This window comes from Janthinobacterium sp. TB1-E2 (assembly GCF_036885605.1).
In the GTDB taxonomy this organism is placed as follows: Bacteria; Pseudomonadota; Gammaproteobacteria; order Burkholderiales; family Burkholderiaceae_D; genus Janthinobacterium; species Janthinobacterium aestuarii.
This window is the reverse complement of the sequence record NZ_CP142523.1, coordinates 2723223-2739655: the sequence shown is the minus strand read 5'-3', so window position 1 is coordinate 2739655 and position 16433 is coordinate 2723223. Positions and strand designations below refer to the sequence as shown.

Genomic DNA, 16433 nt, shown 5'->3' with positions numbered 1-16433 from the left:
CCTGCCTGTGTTTGGGAAACGGAAGCTGCCTGAGGTGATTGGGTGGCCATGATGTTGTCTCCAAGTGTCAGCACGAAGTAGACATTGTAGGCAGCACCCTGCGGTAGCCATGTAGGAGCATTGCTTACAACAAGGTAGGCCAAGCGTAAATGTGGCTACCTTGTTGATGCAGATCAGGCCAAGCCAGACTTAACTGACGACCGTGCGTGTCTCGAGCGACTGCACCAGTTCCACCGAAGGCGGCGCGGCGCCGGCCGCCAGGCAAGCACCCGCGCCGGCCGCGACGGCAAAGCGCAAGTGCTGGCCGCCGTCGGCATCCGGGCGGTACATCAGGCTGTACAGCAAGCCGCCGATGCTGGCGTCGCCCGCCCCCACCGAGTCGACTACCTCGATGACGGGTGGCGCCGCCTGCCATGTCCGTTCGCCCTGATACAGGGCCGCGCCCTGCGCGCCGCGCGTATATAAATACGTGGCGTGCGGATTCCAGCTGCGCAGCATGGCAAACGCGCCATCGATGTCGCCGTGGCGGAACAGGCCCGCCAAGTCTTCATCGGACACCTTGATCACGTCGGCCAGCTCCGTCATGCGGCGCAGGGTGGCGTCGTAGCGTTCATCCATCATGATGCGGAAATTCGGGTCGTAGCTGATCTTCACGCCAGCCGCCTTCAGTTCCTGCGCCAGGGCCACCAGCTTGCCCGCCAGCGGTTCGCGCGCCAGGCTGATGCCGCCGAAATGCACCCATTGCGCGCCCTGCATCCAGCCGGCCGGCAAGCGCGCCGCGTCGAAATGCAGGTCGGCGCTATCGTCGCCGATGAAGTAATACGTGGGCGGATGCAGTTCATGCACGATGGCCAGCAGCGGCGACTTCGCATGGCGCTGCAGGAAGCGCATGTCCAGGCCCGCCACGTCGGTGGCAGCGGCCAGCGCATCGCCGAAGACGTCGCGGCTGACGGCGCCCGCAAACGCGCTGGGCACGCCCAGGCGCGCCATCACGCGCGCCACGTTCCAGGTCGAACCGCCCACCTGGCTGCTCCACGTGTCAGGCCCCGTGCGCAGCATGTCCGTCAGCGCTTCGCCAGCCGACACAAAAGTTGGAAAAGAGGTGCTCATGCCGCACCGCCAATCGCGTTCAGCACTTCATAGCAGGCGCCCATGGTATGGTAATCGGTCTTGCCAGCCGGGCTTTTCTCCTTGCTGATTTTTTGGTTCTCGGGCGTCAGGATGCGGTACCAGGCGCCGTGTTCATGGTCGATGAAGTGCTTCCAGCTGTAGTCCCAGATCTTGTCATAGCTTTGCCAGTAGGCCTCGTCGCCCGTGCGCGCGGCCAGCACGGCGGCGGCGGCGAAGCTTTCCGCCTGCACCCAGAAGTATTTGTCGGCATCGCAGATTTCATCGTGCGGGCCGAAACCGTAATGGATGCCGCCATGCGTGCCATCCCAGGCCTTGGCCAGGGCCGTGTCGTACAGTTCGCGCGCGCGCGGCAGCAGCCAGTCGGACGGACCCGCCATGAACTTGGCGTGGCGCTCCATGATCAGCAGCAGCTTGGCCCATTCCGTGAAGTGGCCGGGCTGGTAGCCCCACGGACGGAAGATATTGCTCTTGTCGTGCAGGTTGTAATCCCAGTCGATAGCCCAGTCGGGCGTGTAGTGTTCCCAGATCATGCCGTTCGCCAGACCCGCCTGGCGCACGGTGATGTTGTGCGCCAAGGTTTCCGCACGGTGCAGATAGCGCGCCTCGCCCGTCGCTTCGAACGCGGCCAGCATCGCTTCGCAGGCATGCATGTTCGCGTTCTGGCCACGGTAGCCATCCAGAGTAGACCAGTCGGCGCTGGCCACGTCCGCGTACAAGCCGTGTTCGGGCAGCCAGAAGCGCTGCTCCATCAATTCAAACGTTTCGTCCAGGTAGGCGCGCGCTTCCGGCATCCCCGCCTGCAAGGCGTGGGCATAGGCCAGCAGCACGAAAGCGAGGCCGTAGCAGTGGTTGGCGCCGTCTTCCACCGTCTTGACGCCGTCTTTCCACGACAGTTGCCAGGCGTAGCCGCCCGTGGCCGGGTCGCGGTGCGCGTCGCGCAAGAAGGCCACGCCGTGGCGCAGGGCCGCCTGGTAATCGTCGCCGCCGAAACGGCGGTACGCCATGGCGTAATTGAAGATGAAGCGCGTGCTGCTGACCAGGTGGCGCGTGCTGGCGTCGTACACCGTGCCATCGTCGAGGAAGAAGTGATAGAAGCCGCCGCTCGCATCAATGGCGCGCGGGTGATAAAAGTGCATCGTGTGCAGGATATGCGCTTCGAGCATCGCCTTGGAGCGGAAATCGGGATTCATGGTTCTCTCATGATATTGTTATCGATAACAATGATGATAGCATGCCGTTTCCGCGCCGTCATGCCCGGTCAAGGCGTCTTGGCCAGCTTGAGCTTTTCACGCCACAGTGCGGCCTGCGCGGGGTCGGCCGCCTGTCCCAGCTCGCCCTGATCGTACACCTTGACCAGCCGCTCGATGGCTTCAGCGTCGCCCTGCTTTGCGGCCAGCAGGTACAACTCGAACGGTTTGGGCGCCGGCCCTTGCCGGGTCGGGCCGCCACGGCCCTGCTCCAGCAGCCGCGCAAAGCCCGTCTGGCCCGGCGGGCTTTTGGCGATGGCCGCCATCTCGTACCAGCCCAGGGCCGCTTCGTCGCTCTGCGGTGCGCCCTGTCCCACTTCATACGAGTACGCGACATTGTTCAAGCCCGACGGATCGAGCGCCTTGGCCGACTTCATGTACCAGCCGAACGCTTCCTTGCGCTGCGCGTCGTCCTTCGCCGTCATCATCAGGCGGTAGCCGATTTCATTGTAGGCGGGAATGAAGCCATTCTCGGCGTAAAACTTCAGCCAGTGCAGCGCGTGCGCCTGCTCTTCCGCGCTGCTGTGGATATTTTCAAAGTGCTGCGCCACCATGAAGTTGGCCAGTTCCACGCCTTGCGCGGCGCCCTTGCGCGACCAGTATTCACCCAGCTTGCGGTCGATGGCCATGCCCTGTCCCAAGGTATAGGCCACGCCCAGGAAAGCCTGCGCCGGGCCATAGCCGCCTTCGGCCGATTTCTTCATCCACGCCAGACCGGCGTCAAGGTTGCGCGGCGTGCCCTCACCTTCGTGCAGCATCTGCGCCAGTTCCAGCTGGGCAGCGGCATCGCCCCCTTCCGCAGCGATACGCGCTTTCTCGAAGGCGGCGACCTTGTCCGGCGACAGGTCGGCCGGGCGGTCGATCACGGCCTGCACCTTTGCGCGCATGGCGTCCTGGCCGGACATATCGAATTCCACGAGCGCCGGATGCTGGCGCGGTGCTTTGGCGGACGCTTGTTGCGCCAGGACGGGCTGCGCCAGCGCCAGGCTTAATACAAACACGATGGTCTTCATTTCTTTTCGCTTTCCGCCAGCTTGCCGCGCCATTCGGCCGCATCTTCGGCATTCGCCTGTTGTCCCAGTTCACCGTTGACGTACACATCGACCATGCGCCGCATGGCGGGCACAAAGTGCTGCTCGTTCGCCGCCGCCTTCAGCCAGGTGATGGCCAGCGCCTGTTCTTCGGCACTGCTGCCGCCATTGATGAATTCCAGGGCCAGGATGGTTTGCGCCAGTGCGTCGCCCTGCGCCACGCCCTTGCGCAGCCAGTATTCACCCTGCACGCGGTCGATGGGCACCTTCCCACCCACGGCATAGGCGAGGCCCAAAGCCGATTGCGCCGGCGCATAGCCGCCCTCGGCCGACTTGCGTACCCAGGCCATCGACTGCGCCGTGTCTTGCGGCGCGCCCACGCCCAGCTGCAGCATGCGCGCCAGGTCCAGCTGTGCCTCCACGTCGCCCGTTTCCGCCAGCCGCCGCGTCTCGGCAAATTCGGCGATACTTTGCGGGCTATGGCTGGCCACATCCGCCCTGGCCTTGATGGCGATCAGTTGCAGGTCGAGCAAGGTGGGCGAGGTTTGCGCCAGGACGGGCAGCGGCAGCAGAAAAGGAAGCAGACAGAGTAATTTCTTGGGCATGCGACGGTGTCGGAAAGAAGAAAACACGCATGGTAGCCGATGCCGCGCCAGGAAGGCGCGCACGGTACGGGAAGTTTGACAGGGCACCCCGGCGGGCTTACATTGCACGGGCCCGCCACTGATACAGGAACACTATGAACCATCTATCGAAAACCGCCCTGACCTTGCTCCTTGCCATCGCCGCAAGCGGAGCCGCCAGCGCCGCCGACACACAGCTGGCCGGCTGCGCCGCCAAGCGCGAAAGCATCCGCAGCGAATTGCGCCAGGCCAAAGAACAGGGCTTGTCCGACAAGGTCGCGGGGCTCACGCGCGCGCTCGACGAAGTCAATGCCCACTGCCGTGACAGCACCTTGGTCGAACGCCACAACAAGAAGATCGTCAAGGCACAGGCCAAGGTGAACCAGACGGAGCGTTCGCTGCGCCTGGCCCAGGAAGCCAATAAACAGCCGAAGAAAATCGCCAAGCTGGAAGGCAAGCTGGAAAAAGCCAGGGCGGAACTGACCGCCCTGCAGGCACAGCAACCTTAAGCTTTATCGCCCAATAGCTGATAAATGCTGGAAAAGTCCAGCGCGCCAGATCCCGCCTTGCTGTGCAAACTGTACAAATTGCGCGACAAGGCGCCCAGCGGCACGCTCGCTCCGCTGGCCAGCGCGCTTTCCATGGCCAGGCCCAGGTCTTTCAGCATCAAATCGACGCCAAAGCCGCCCGTATAGCCGCGCGATGCGGGCACGTTTTCGGCCACGCCGGGACACGGGTTGTACACGTCCAGGGTCCAGTTGCGGCCCGAGCTTTTCGCCATCACGTCCGACACCACCTTCGGGTCCAGGCCATTGGCCACGCCCAGGCGTATCGCTTCGCTGGTGCCGATCATGAGTATCCCCAGCAGCATGTTGTTGCAGATCTTGACCGTCTGGCCGCAACCCGAGCCGCCCGCATGGAAGATGGCCTTGCCCATGACGTCCAGATAGGGCCGCGCCGCCGCCAGCGCGGAGGCTTCGCCGCCCACCATGAAGGTCAGGGTGCCGTTGGTGGCGCCCGCCGTGCCGCCGGAAACGGGCGCGTCCAGCATGGGCATGCCCTGCTCCTGCGCCGCGCGGCCCACCTGGCGCGCCGCCTCGGTGGAAATCGTCGAACAGTCGATCAGCAGGGTGCCGGGCCGCGCCTGCGCCAGGATGCCCGCGTCGCCAAGGTAGGCGCCCAGCACGTGGCGGCTGGCCGGCAGCATGGTGATGACGATGTCGGCCTGGCCTATCGCTGCCGCCTGGTCATCGGAGACCAGGCCGCCGCCATCGGCAAACTGCCGCACGCTGGCCGCGACCAGGTCAAAGCCCGTCACCGCATGGCCGGCCCGCACGAGGTTTTGCGCCATGGGCAGTCCCATGTTCCCCAGGCCGATGAAAACGATATTGGTCGCCATGGCGGCCTCCTTATTTCATCGAGATGGTGGTATTGACGCCGCTGCCGCCATCGTCCGGGGCGAACCAGCGCGCCGTGACGGTCTTGGTCTGCGTCCAGAAGTACAAGGCTTGCTTGCCGTTCGGGCCCAGGTCGCCCAGTTTCGATGCGCGCGAGCCCGTGAAACTGAAGTAGGCGACGGGCACGGGAATGGCCACGTTGATGCCCACCTGCCCCACGTCGATCTCGTTCTGGAATTTGCGCCCCGCCCAGCCGGACGAGGTGAAGATCGACGTGCCGTTGCCATTCGGGTTGGCGTTGATGAAGGCGATGGCCTGGTCCAGGGTATCCGTTTCGACGACGCACATGGCGGGGCCGAAGATTTCCTGCGTGTAGACGGAGTTCGATGCGGCGACCTTCGAGAAAATCGTCGGTCCCATGAAATTGCCGCCCTCATAGCCGGCCACCTTGTGACCGCGGCCATCGAGCAGCAGTTGCGCGCCTTCGTCCACGCCCGCCTGTATCAGTTTTTCCGCCCGCTGCATGGCCGCTTTCGACACCATCGGACCCAGGTCGGCCGTGCGGTCGCTGCCCGGCCCCACTTTCAGCGCTTGCGAGCGGGCGACGATTTCCGGCAGCCAGGAGCGGGCTTCGCCCACCAGCACCACGACGGAATTGGCCATGCAGCGCTGGCCGGCCGCGCCGAATGCGGCGCCGATCAGGTTATTGATCGCCTGCTCCTTGTTGGCGTCGGCCAGCACCACGCAATGGTTTTTCGCGCCCATCATCGATTGCGCGCGCTTGCCCGATTCGCTGGCGCGGCGATACACATGCGTGCCCACATGGGTGGAACCGATGAAGGACACGGCCTTGATGTCGGGATGGTCGCACAGCATGTTGACGACGTCCGCGCCGCCATGCACGACATTCAGCACGCCGGCCGGCAAGCCCGCCTGGTACATCAGTTCAACCAGATACATCGACGAGGACGGATCCTGCTCCGACGGTTTCAATACAAAGGTATTGCCGCAGGCGATGGCGATCGGGAACATGAAGCATGGCAGCATGACCGGGAAATTGAAGGCCGTGATGCCGGCGCCCACGCCCAGCGGCTGGTAGATGTTGTACACGTCGACGCCGGTGGCCGCGTTTTCCGCGATCTCGCCCAGCTGCAGGGTGGCGATCGAGCACGCGTGCTCCACCACTTCCAGGCCGCGCATCACCTCCCCTTCCGCGTCGGGCAAAGTCTTGCCGTGTTCGCGCGTGATCAGTTCGGCCAAAGTACCAATGTTTTCGCGGATCAGGTGCTGGTACTTGAGCATGATGCGCATGCGCGCCGCCAGCGGCGTATTGCGCCAGGTCTTGAACGCCTCCTTGGCCGTGGCGACGGCCAGGTTGACTTCGTCCGGCGTGGAAAACGGCACCTTGGCGACGATTTCCTGCGTGGCCGGATTGATGACGTCGCGCCATTCGGTGCTGGTCGAAGCGTGGTGCTTGCCGGCGATGTGCAGGGGGATGGCGGGGATTTGGGTGAGGGCTTGGTTCATGGTTGAGGCTCCGGGTGTGCGATGTTCATAGGACTCGACGGAGCAGCGGAGTACTGGGGTCAGACCCGGCGGGGGAATTTCCCCCAGTGGGGGAAATTCCGATTCCGAAGGAACTGACCCCGGCCTTATGCTGCTCCGTCGATAGACTAAAATTACTTTTTAACCAAATTGCACGCCGCCGCATCCATTGGCTTGAACGCCTGGTCGGCGGGAATGGTCGACAGCACTTTCAGGTAGTCCCACGCGCCTTTCGATTCGGCCGGGGTTTTGACCTGCACCAGGTACATGTCGTGGATCACGCGGCCGTCGGGGCGGATCGAGGCGTTGTTCATGACGGCATCCTTGATCGGCAGCTCGCGCATCTTCTGGGCGACGATTTTCGAGTCGTCGCTCTTCGCGGCCGCCACCGATTTCAGGTAGTGGTAGACGCTCGAATACACGCCCGCCTGCACCATGGTCGGCTTGGCGCCCTTGTTGAGCGCTTCGAAGCGCTTGGCAAACGCGCGGCTGCGGTCGTCGTAATCCCAGTAAAAACCGTCCGCGTAGACGAGGCCCTGGGCCGTATCGAGCCCCAGCGCGTGCACGTCGGACAGGAACACGAGCAAGGCGGCCAGGCGCTGGTCCTTGCCGCTGCCGATACGGAATTCGCGCGCCTGCTTGATGGCAGACACCGTGTCCGCGCCGCCATTGGCCAGACCGATCACCTGCGCTTTCGAGCCTTGCGCCTGCACCAGGAAGGACGAGAAATCGGACGCGTTCAGCGGATGGCGCACGGCGCCCACGACTGTGCCGCCACTGCGCTTGACGACGTCGCTGGCATCCTTTTCCAGCGAGTGGCCGAACGCGTAGTCGACGGTGACGAAGTACCACGATTTTTGCCCCAGCTTGGTCAGCGCCGCCGCCGTGCCGGCCGCCTGCGAATACGTGTCGAACATCCAGTGGAAGCCGTTCGGCGAGCAGTCTTCATTCGTCAGGCGTCCTGTGGCGGGGCCGCTGAACATGGCGATGCCGCCCTTTTCTTTCATCAGCTTTTGCACGGACAGGGCCACCGAGGAATTGGTCAGGTCGGCGATGGCGTCGACCTTGTCGCGGTCTATCCATTCGCGCGCCTTCGAGGCGGCGATGTCGGCCTTGTTCAAGTGGTCGGCCGACAGGATCTCGATCTTCATGCCCTTGCATTCGGCCTTCAAACAATCCTCGACGGCCATCTGGCTGGCGACGACGGAGCCGCGCCCGCCCATGGCCGAATACGGGCCGGACATGTCGGTCAGGATGCCGACCTTGACGACGCCATCGGAAATCTGCGCGTGCGCGCCAAAGGACAGGGTAAGCGCCAGCGCGCCCATGGCCAGAACGGTTTTTTTCATGCGTGTCTCCAGGTGGATGGGTTTTTCTTATATGTGTAGATGCATTCTGCATGTGTAAAAATATGCGCTCAAGTGAAATTAATGCATAATTCCTTTGCAAAAATGCACAGAGAGGGTTTGCCATGCTCGATTGGGACAATGTACGGGTCTTCCTGGAACTGACGCGCAGCGCCGGCCTTGTCGATGCGGCGAAAAAGCTGGGCATCGATCACTCCACCGTGTCGCGCCGCATGCGCAAGTTCGAGGAGCAGGTGGGCACGCAGCTGTTCGACCGCAACTACGTGGGCTACCAGCTGACGCCCGAGGGCCACCGCCTGATGGAATACGCGGAAACAATGGAAAGCACGGTGTTTGCCGCCACCGAGGAATTGGGTGAACACAACCGGCTGCTGTCGGGCCAGGTGCGCCTGGGCGCCACCGAGGGCTTCGGCGCCATCGTGCTGGCGCCCCACCTGGCACAGTTTTGCGGCCGCTACCCGCACATCAGCGTGGACCTGATCGCCGTGCCCCGTTTCGTCAGCCTGTCCAAGCGCGAGGCGGACGTGGCCATTTCCATCGAGCGCCCCCTGTCCGGCCCGTATGTGGTGACCAAATTATCGGACTACCGGTTGAAACTGTACGCCACGCCAGCCTACCTGGCGCGCCACGCACCGATCACCAGCGTGGCGCAACTGGCGCAGCACCCGATCATCGGCTACGTGGACGACCTGGTCTTCAGTTCGGAACTGCGCTACATGGACAACGTGGCGCCCGATTCCCTGCGCGCGTTTCGCAGCACCAGCGTCATCGCCCAGTACCACGCGGCGCGCGCGGGCCAGGCGCTGGCGATCTTGCCCTGCTTCGTGGCCCAGCAGTCGAACGAACTGGTGCCCGTGCTCGACGGCGAGATCGACCTGCTGCGCGCCTTCTGGATGATCTCGCCGAGCGAGCGGCGCAATATCGCCAGGGTCAGCGCCCTGTGGAACTACCTGCGCAGCGCCATCGATTTGAACCACGCCTACCTGATGGGCGAAACGGCCACGCCCAGCTGGCCAGCTTGAGCACGCTGCCGCGCGCTACACTGTCGCCACATACTAATAAGGAGAACGCCATGCTGATGGATGCGAACCAGGCCGTACTGGTCATTGTCGACCTGCAAGGCCGCCTGATGCCGGCCATCCACGATGCGGGCCTCGTGCTGGCGCAAAACCTGCGCCTGGCAAAGATCGCCCGCCTGCTCGACGTGCCCGTGCTGGGCACGGAACAGAACCGCCAGGGATTGGGGCCGAACGTGGAAGAGATCGCCGCCCTGTGCGAACGGACCTTGCACAAGACGCATTTCGGCGCCTGTTTTGATGGCTTGCAGCAGATGCTGCCCGCCGGGCGCAAACAGATCATCGTCACGGGGTGCGAAGCCCATGTGTGCATGCTGCAGACGGCCATCGGCCTGCTGGAACTGGGCTACGAAGTGATCATCGCCATCGACGCCGTCGGTTCGCGCCAGGGAGCCAGCCGCGACGCGGCGCTGGCCCGCCTGGGCAAGCTGGGCGCCCATCTGGTGACGGTGGAGATGCTGGCCTTCGAATGGCTGCGCGACTGCAAGCACCCGCGTTTCCGCGAGGTATTGGCGCTGATCAAATAGCCATACTTTTACGCAGGATCAAGCCCGACTGCTGCCCATTTGCTAGCTTGGTAACAGCGCCGCCATTCCGGGCGGCGCGCCGTCCACATCAGCAAGGGAGCCATCATGGCCTATATCCTGCGAGGCAAGCTATGCGGCTTGATCTGTGTCGAGTGTCCTGAAGCCTTGTCCCACGTCATCGTGCGCCTGTACCGGCCGCGCGAGTCGCAAAACGTCACGGCCCTGGCCATGGCCAGCGCCAAGGAAACCTTCGCCATCCTCACCGACGAGGAAGTGCAGGCGAAAGCGCCGTTCCTGCTGGCGGAAGCGCGCACGGACGAGGACGGCAACTACAGTTTCACCCTGGACGGCGATTACCAGGGCGAGGCCGTGGAAGTCGATATCCTGTGCCCTACCGTGCCGCGGCTGAAACCGGGGCCGAAAGACCCCGTGCCGCTGCAGTTTTCCATCACCACCATCCAGCCCCGCTGGCGCCAGGTCGAGAACGACTTCCTCGCCATCTGGGACTATTGCCTGCCGCAACGCTTCTGGTGCCTGGTGCGCGCCCGCTTCGGCGCCTGGACCATCTGCGGCCGGCTGCGCACCTGCGACGCTCCCCACGCGCCCATCGCCGGCGCCACCGTGCGGGCCTTCGACGCCGACTGGCTGCAGGACGATGCGCTCGGCGTCGCGGTGACGGACGCCAGCGGGCGCTTCCGCATCGATTACCTGACGTCGGACTTCACCTTGACGCCTTTCTCTCCGTTCATTAACGTGGAATTTGCCAGCGGGCCCGATGTGTATTTCACGGCGCAACTGGGCAGCGTGATCATTCTGTCGGAAACGCAGGCCAACGGCCGCCAGCCGGGCCGCGAAAACGTGGGTCACTGTTTCTGCGTGGAATTGTGCTCGAAAGAAGTCTTGCCGCCGGACGTGGAAGGCGTGCCTCACTGGCAGCAGGTGGAAATCTTCGACATCCACCCGTTTCCCTCGCTGGCCGGTTTTTCCGCGCAAGGCTATGCGGGCGGCCCCGGCGCCTCGTATGTATTCGCCGGCGGCGTCACCCTGAAGGGCAATTGCCCGCTGCGCAACAGCGCCATGCCCGCGAACCCGCTCGAATACCGTTTCCTCATCGGCGAATGGTCCTGGCCCGGCGGCAGCGACGACCCGACGGCCATCCCCCCGGTCGCGCCCGCCAGCCTGGCGCCGTTGACGCAAATCCTCGGCACGCACGTCGGCTATGTGTTCTATACGAACGGGCTGGGCCTCGGCGATTCGGCGCCCGTCATCATCGATGCGGGCGATCTGAAACCGGGCGGCTGGATACGGGTGGACGGCAAGCCCGTCACCGTGGACATGCGCGACGGCACGACAGCCATCGTCAACGTGGCGCCCAGCATCTTCCTGCGCACCTTTGACTTGCTGACCGTGAATACGCCGGCCATCACGAGCTTGCATCCGGCCAAGCTGCCGGGCGGCTTGCCCATCCTCGACGCGGGCCGCAGCCTGACGGCGGCCGAAAGCGAACCGATACGCCGCTACCGCCTGGGCTTCGAAGTGCGCGACGGCATCAGCCTGGCGCTGGTGGCCACGGACGGGCTCGATTCCATCGTCTTCGACAACTCGCCCGTCATCGTGGCGCTGGACCTGGAAGAGTTGCGCAGCAATGCCTGCAATCCCATCGCGGGCGGCCTCGTGCATATCCTGTACACGATCGACCACCCGCATCTGCGCTTTTTCAATGTCACGATTTCCAACAACAACGGCATTACGCATCCGCCGCCACCGCTGCCGGCCGCCAGCTTCACGCCGCCACCACCGTCCAGCAACTATCTGTTCCGTGGCGGCGCGGGCGGGCCTCACCTGTCGGGCAACAATGGCGGCTTCCCCGTCAACGTGGCGCTCGATCCGCCGTGCGCCTACCGGGTGGCCATCGGTTGGCAGACGCGGCATTACCTGGCATCGCCGCACAGCATTGACCGCCTCTACTGCAAATAGGCGAGCTTAGAAGTAGCGCACCCAGGCCTGCTTCGAGGTGCGCTTGTAATTGGCGAACGCGCGGCAAGGGAAATACAGCACGGGCATCAGGGCCAGCGCGATCAGCCACACCTGCCAGATGTGCTCGACGCCATAACGGTTGCCGTGATTGGCGCCCAGCACAGCCGTCAAGGTGATGCCGATGGCCAGCAGCAGATACAGGTGCAGCAAATAATAGAACATGGGCGCGCCGCCAAAGGTGGCGCAAGCGCGCGTAAACCAGTTATCGACGCTTTCCAGCCAGGCCATGCCCAGCAAGCCCAGGCCCAGGGTAAACAGCAGGAAATCCAGCGACGGCGGATACTTGGTGAAGTTCAGCACGCTCATGGCCGTGCGCAAGGCCGTGTCGCCGGCCACCCACGGCAAAGTTTCGCCATAGAGATTGAAGCCGCGCAGCACAGCCAGCAGCAGCAAACTGCCGCCGCCCAGCGCCAGCAGCAGGCGACGCCGTCCTTCGGCAGACAGCCCGCGAGCATACAGGGGGCCAGCCGCATAGCCGAGCACGATCACGCCTATCCACGGCAGCAGCGGATAGCTGACCTTGATTTTCATGGCGCCATCGGCGACCAGATAACCGCGTTGCAGCAGCACCGTCAGCAGATAGTAGCCAAGGCTGCCCTCTTCCGCGTGCAGCCAGGTAAACAAATGCTGGCCGGCGATAATCGCCACGCCCAGCACGACCAGCACTTTCAACGGCAGCTTGTGCAGCACGGCCAGCGCCATCATGGCCAGACCGATGACCCAGATCACCTGCAGATACAGGATCGCCGGCGTGAAAGTGCCCATCCAGGCAAAGTTGACGAACACCAGTTCCAGCACGACGAGCAGCAAGCCCCGCTTGAACAAAAAGCCGGTAGCACTGCGCGGACCGGCGGCCGGATGCGCATACAGCCAGGCCGACAAACCCGTCAAAAAGACGAACATGGGCGCGCATACGTGGGCGGCCAGGCGCGTGAAGAACAGGGCCGGGTCGACGTGGGCAGCATCCATCGGGTCGCTGACCTGGTGATGCAGAAAGAACGTTTCGCGCACATGGTCGAACAGCATGATCAGCATGACGAGGCCACGCATGACGTCGATGACGGCAATGCGGGCGCGCAGGGTGGCGGGGGAAGTCAGGGGAGCGGTCATTGGTTGATGTAAAAACTTTAGTGAGTCGACAGTGTTATTTCAGCCCACAGGCAAAAACTGGGGTCAGACCCGCCGGGGGAATACGCCCCAGTGGGGCGCATTCCGATTCCGAAGGAACTGACCCCGGCTCTACGCTGCTGGGTTCAAACAATTCTGTGGCATGTACAGAGTGCCACCGTTAAAACCTGTAATGCGCATTCAACGTCACCATACGCTCCGCCCCCGGCGCCACCCACAGCTGGCTATAGGAACTCGCATAGTAGCTGCGGTTGAACAGGTTTTCCACGTTCAGCGCCAGGCGCAGTTTGGCGTTGGGAGAATACGATGCCAGCAGTTTGGCCGTCGTGTAGGCCGGCAAGGTAAATTTGCTGCTGACGGCGACGTCGCCCAGGCGCTCGCCCACATATTGCACGCCGCCGCCCACGCTGGCCGTGCCCGTACCCAGCGCGAATTGCTGCGTGGCCAGCAGATTGCCGCTGTGGCGTGGCACGTTGGCGAAGCGGCTGCCCGTCACGATCGTATTGTCGCCGCGCGTGACGGTGGCGTTGGTGTAGGCATAGGCGCCCGAGACGCGCAAGCCGCGCGCCATTTCGCCCGACACGTCGAGCTCCAGGCCCCGGCTGCCCACCTCGCCCGCCGCGATGGCGAAGTCCGTGTTGGCGGGATTGGTCGTCAGCACATTGCTCTTGCGGATGTCGTACACGGCCACGGTGCCCGTCAGCTTGCCCGTTTCCAGCTTGGCACCCAGCTCATACGAGCGGCTGCGCTCGGCCGGGAACGCCTGGTTGGCTATGCTGATGCCGCTGTTGGGCCGGAAACCCTTGGCCGCGCTCGCATACAGCGACCACGCTTTCGTCGGCTGGTAGACGAGGCCCGCGCGCGGGCTGGTGGCCGACAGCGACTGGCGGTTGCTCACCTGCAGGCGATTATTCGTCACGTCCTGCGTGTACGTATCGTGGCGCACGCCAACCAGCGCCTTCCATTGCGCACCGAGGTCGATCTGGTCCTGCGCATACAGGCCGCGCGCCCTTTGCCCTTCCTGCGTATCGATGGACAGGGCCAGCGGATCGGCCTTGCCGCCGTACACGGGATTGAAAATATCGATGGCATAGGCATTCGCGGCCGAGGGATTGCGGCGCAGCTGCACCCGGTGGTCGTCGAAATGATAGGCGTCGACGCCGGCCAGCACTTCGTGCGCCAGCACGCCCGTCCTGAACTTGCCCAGCACTTCAACGCGTGCCGACACGTCGGTGGCCGAGAAATCGCGGTGGCGGCGCTGGCGTTGCAGGGTGCGGCCATCGGCCAGCAGCTTGCTCGCCTCGGTCGAATAGCCGCTCAATTCGCTGTCGCGGTAGGACGCGCCCGCCTGCACCGTCCAGTCGTCGGACAAGGCGTGGTGGATGAACAGCTGCTGCCCCAGCGACTTGACCGTCATGGGACCGTCGCCAGGTTCGCCCAGAAAGCGTGACACGGGGACAAGTCCCAGCTGGCCATTTACGGCGACGACGCCGCGGTCGAACGGCGCGCGCTGCCGCACGGCCTCGATTTCATACGACACCGTCGTATGCTCGCCCACCAGCCAGAGGAAGGACGGCGAAAACAGGCTGCGCTCGACTTTCACCGTATCGCGGAAGCTGTGCCCTGCTTCATGCGCCGCGTTCAGGCGGTAGGCGATGGTGCCGCTCAAGGGTCCCGTCAAGTCGACGGCGGCGCGGCGCGTCTGGAAGCTGCCGAGCGAGACATCGGCGCTGTATTCCGGCGCGAACTTCGGCTTTTTCGTCGTGATGTTCACCGTACCGCCCGGTTCGCCCCGCCCGTACAGGGCCGACGCAGGACCTTTCAGTACTTCCACTGCCTGCGTATTGCCGCCGTCACGCATGCCGTTGTAGCCGCGGCTGGAACTGAAACCGTTGACCATGTAGTCGGAACCGAAATTCGGGTCGCCCGTAAAGCCGCGCATGGCGTAGCTGTCCCACAGGCCGCCCAGCGGGCTTTGTTTGGAAATACCGCTGGCCAGGTCCAGCGCGCCGGCCAGGGTCGTCACGCCCGCGTCGCGCAGCAGGTCGCCGGTCAGCACGCGCACGCTTTGCGGCAAGTCCATCAGCAAGGCGTCCGTCTTGGTGGCGCCTGTGGCCGACAGGCTGCGGTAATGCTGGCGCTCGGCCTTGACGGTAACGACGTCATCAGCCTGCGCACCATCGACTGCCAGTGACCAGGGGCTGGCGGCGGCCAGCAAGAGCGCCACGGGGCGGCGTAAAAACACGGACATGGGGATTCCTGACAATGGGCAATTCAATGCAATAGGCTTGCATTATAATTGATAATCAATTCCCATTAAAGCCTTCATCAAACATCTGCGTCAAAAACTCCACGAACACCTGCACCTTGGCCGCGCGCAGCTGACGCGGATGGAACAGCGCCCACAGGTCCGGCCCCCGCGTGCGGAACGGTTGCAGCACGGCCACGAGGCTGCCTTCACGCAGCGGCTGCAGCACGGAAACGGACAACGCCTGCACGATACCGCAGCCGGCCTGGGCGGCGGCAATCATCGATTCGATATGGTCGAAGGCCAGGGCGGCCGGCGGCGTATGCGCATATGCCGCGTCGCCCTCCTCTCCAGCCTTGGCCTGGAACAGCCAAGGCCGCACCTGGCGCGATTTCGGATACAGGAAATGCAGGCAGGCAAACTGGTCCAGCTCCTGCGGCGTGCGCGGCAGGCCATGCCGGGAGACAAAGGCGGGCGAGGCACAGCACAGATAATCCATGTTCAGCAGGCTGCGCGCGACCAGCGACGAATCCTGCGGTTCGCCGATGCGCAGCATCACGTCGATGCCCTCTTCCACCATGTCGACCAGGCGGTCGCTGACGGTCAGGCGCAGGGAAATGTCGGGATAGGCGGCCATAAAGCGGGGCAAGGCGGGCGCCACGAGGTTGCGGCTGATGCTGCTGGGCATATCCACGCGCAAGCTGCCCGATGGTTTCCCGGCCGCTTGTTCAAGACTGGACTCCAGCGCCGCCATATCGGCCAGCATCTGGCGCGCCTGCGCGTGGCATTGCCGGCCTTCGGCCGTCAGCGACATGCTGCGCGTGGTGCGCTGCAAAAGGCGCACGCCGAAGTGTTTTTCCAGCGCCGCCACCTGGTTCGTCACGGATGAGGTCGAGATGCCCAGGCGCTGCGCCGCCTTGCTGAAGCCGCCCGCCTCGACCACGGCGCAAAACACCTGCATCGCTTCCAGCCTGTCCATGCATTCCCCTCCCGTTTGCCTATTATTATCCACGATATCGAAATAGTGCATGGGGCCGCGCCCTGTTTTTCTTTGCGCCATCGCCGCCTAGACTGAA

At 63.9% G+C, this 16433-nt stretch carries 14 protein-coding genes; 4 read left to right on the top strand and 10 right to left on the bottom strand.

What is annotated here, in order from left to right; all coding sequences use genetic code 11:
* Positions 1-189 precede the first annotated feature (189 nt).
* The 4 genes from OPV09_RS12460 to OPV09_RS12445 all read right to left on the bottom strand — a co-directional run bounded on the left by OPV09_RS12460 (position 190) and on the right by OPV09_RS12445 (position 4014).
* Positions 190-1110 (bottom strand): carbohydrate kinase family protein, encoded by a 921-nt coding sequence (locus OPV09_RS12460; RefSeq protein ID WP_034757596.1) that lies wholly within the window; start codon positions 1108-1110, stop codon positions 190-192.
* On the bottom strand, positions 1107-2321 hold the full coding sequence (locus tag OPV09_RS12455; RefSeq protein WP_338681943.1) for an AGE family epimerase/isomerase: 1215 nt from the start codon (positions 2319-2321) through the stop codon (positions 1107-1109). Before OPV09_RS12455 ends, OPV09_RS12460 begins: the two co-directional genes overlap by 4 nt.
* Before the next feature lie 68 nt (positions 2322-2389).
* The gene (locus tag OPV09_RS12450) at positions 2390-3391 is read right to left on the bottom strand and encodes a tetratricopeptide repeat protein (protein ID WP_338681942.1); all 1002 of its coding nucleotides are present in this window, start codon (positions 3389-3391) and stop codon (positions 2390-2392) included.
* Positions 3388-4014, bottom strand: a complete 627-nt coding sequence (locus OPV09_RS12445) for a tetratricopeptide repeat protein (protein WP_338681941.1) — start codon at positions 4012-4014, stop codon at positions 3388-3390. Before OPV09_RS12445 ends, OPV09_RS12450 begins: the two co-directional genes overlap by 4 nt.
* 134 nt (positions 4015-4148) lie before the next feature.
* Between OPV09_RS12445 and OPV09_RS12440 the strand changes: the two genes are divergently transcribed.
* Positions 4149-4541, top strand: coding sequence for a DUF1090 family protein (locus tag OPV09_RS12440; protein WP_338681940.1), 393 nt, complete (start codon positions 4149-4151; stop codon positions 4539-4541).
* Here the strand turns inward: OPV09_RS12440 and mmsB are convergent.
* From mmsB to OPV09_RS12425, 3 genes are all read right to left on the bottom strand, one after another.
* Positions 4538-5431, bottom strand: a complete 894-nt coding sequence (mmsB, locus tag OPV09_RS12435) for a 3-hydroxyisobutyrate dehydrogenase (RefSeq protein WP_338681939.1) — start codon at positions 5429-5431, stop codon at positions 4538-4540. The two genes, OPV09_RS12440 and mmsB, sit on opposite strands and share 4 nt — an antisense overlap.
* Positions 5432-5441: 10 nt before the next feature.
* Positions 5442-6956: a CoA-acylating methylmalonate-semialdehyde dehydrogenase gene (locus OPV09_RS12430; protein ID WP_219311272.1), complete on the bottom strand. Its 1515-nt coding sequence runs from the start codon at positions 6954-6956 to the stop codon at positions 5442-5444.
* Between the two features lie 152 nt (positions 6957-7108).
* Complete coding sequence (locus tag OPV09_RS12425; RefSeq protein WP_338681938.1) at positions 7109-8323, bottom strand: ABC transporter substrate-binding protein; 1215 nt, start codon at positions 8321-8323, stop codon at positions 7109-7111.
* Between the two features lie 122 nt (positions 8324-8445).
* On the opposite strand from OPV09_RS12425, the gene OPV09_RS12420 reads away from it, so the two are divergent.
* The 3 genes from OPV09_RS12420 to OPV09_RS12410 all read left to right on the top strand — a co-directional run bounded on the left by OPV09_RS12420 (position 8446) and on the right by OPV09_RS12410 (position 11921).
* The gene (locus OPV09_RS12420; RefSeq protein ID WP_034757572.1) at positions 8446-9363 is read left to right on the top strand and encodes a LysR family transcriptional regulator; all 918 of its coding nucleotides are present in this window, start codon (positions 8446-8448) and stop codon (positions 9361-9363) included.
* A 50-nt stretch (positions 9364-9413) separates the two neighbouring features.
* Positions 9414-9944, top strand: a complete 531-nt coding sequence (locus OPV09_RS12415) for an isochorismatase family protein (RefSeq protein ID WP_219328351.1) — start codon at positions 9414-9416, stop codon at positions 9942-9944.
* 105 nt (positions 9945-10049) lie between these two features.
* Positions 10050-11921: a hypothetical protein gene (locus OPV09_RS12410; protein ID WP_338681937.1), complete on the top strand. Its 1872-nt coding sequence runs from the start codon at positions 10050-10052 to the stop codon at positions 11919-11921.
* Between the two features lie 6 nt (positions 11922-11927).
* Here OPV09_RS12410 and OPV09_RS12405 read toward each other — a convergent pair whose 3' ends face one another.
* The 3 genes from OPV09_RS12405 to OPV09_RS12395 form a co-directional block, all read right to left on the bottom strand.
* The gene (locus OPV09_RS12405; RefSeq protein WP_338681936.1) at positions 11928-13091 is read right to left on the bottom strand and encodes a DUF1624 domain-containing protein; all 1164 of its coding nucleotides are present in this window, start codon (positions 13089-13091) and stop codon (positions 11928-11930) included.
* 178 nt (positions 13092-13269) lie between these two features.
* Positions 13270-15360: a TonB-dependent siderophore receptor gene (locus OPV09_RS12400; RefSeq protein WP_338681934.1), complete on the bottom strand. Its 2091-nt coding sequence runs from the start codon at positions 15358-15360 to the stop codon at positions 13270-13272.
* A gap of 55 nt (positions 15361-15415) precedes the next feature.
* The gene (locus tag OPV09_RS12395) at positions 15416-16336 is read right to left on the bottom strand and encodes a LysR family transcriptional regulator (RefSeq protein WP_338681933.1); all 921 of its coding nucleotides are present in this window, start codon (positions 16334-16336) and stop codon (positions 15416-15418) included.
* Positions 16337-16433: the final 97 nt, after the last annotated feature.

Bases quoted from the DNA above. Each gene is read 5' to 3' on its own strand.
- OPV09_RS12460 (WP_034757596.1), bottom strand. From the start codon at position 1,110: ATGAGCACCTCTTTTCCAACTTTTGTGTCGGCTGGCGAAGCGCTGACG.
- OPV09_RS12425 (WP_338681938.1), bottom strand. From the start codon at position 8,323: ATGAAAAAAACCGTTCTGGCCATGGGCGCGCTGGCGCTTACCCTGTCC.
- OPV09_RS12410 (WP_338681937.1), top strand. From the start codon at position 10,050: ATGGCCTATATCCTGCGAGGCAAGCTATGCGGCTTGATCTGTGTCGAG.
- OPV09_RS12450 (WP_338681942.1), bottom strand. From the start codon at position 3,391: ATGAAGACCATCGTGTTTGTATTAAGCCTGGCGCTGGCGCAGCCCGTC.
- OPV09_RS12455 (WP_338681943.1), bottom strand. From the start codon at position 2,321: ATGAATCCCGATTTCCGCTCCAAGGCGATGCTCGAAGCGCATATCCTG.
- OPV09_RS12420 (WP_034757572.1), top strand. From the start codon at position 8,446: ATGCTCGATTGGGACAATGTACGGGTCTTCCTGGAACTGACGCGCAGC.
- OPV09_RS12445 (WP_338681941.1), bottom strand. From the start codon at position 4,014: ATGCCCAAGAAATTACTCTGTCTGCTTCCTTTTCTGCTGCCGCTGCCC.
- OPV09_RS12405 (WP_338681936.1), bottom strand. From the start codon at position 13,091: ATGACCGCTCCCCTGACTTCCCCCGCCACCCTGCGCGCCCGCATTGCC.
- OPV09_RS12395 (WP_338681933.1), bottom strand. From the start codon at position 16,336: ATGGACAGGCTGGAAGCGATGCAGGTGTTTTGCGCCGTGGTCGAGGCG.
- OPV09_RS12400 (WP_338681934.1), bottom strand. From the start codon at position 15,360: ATGTCCGTGTTTTTACGCCGCCCCGTGGCGCTCTTGCTGGCCGCCGCC.
- OPV09_RS12415 (WP_219328351.1), top strand. From the start codon at position 9,414: ATGCTGATGGATGCGAACCAGGCCGTACTGGTCATTGTCGACCTGCAA.
- OPV09_RS12430 (WP_219311272.1), bottom strand. From the start codon at position 6,956: ATGAACCAAGCCCTCACCCAAATCCCCGCCATCCCCCTGCACATCGCC.
- mmsB (WP_338681939.1), bottom strand. From the start codon at position 5,431: ATGGCGACCAATATCGTTTTCATCGGCCTGGGGAACATGGGACTGCCC.
- OPV09_RS12440 (WP_338681940.1), top strand. From the start codon at position 4,149: ATGAACCATCTATCGAAAACCGCCCTGACCTTGCTCCTTGCCATCGCC.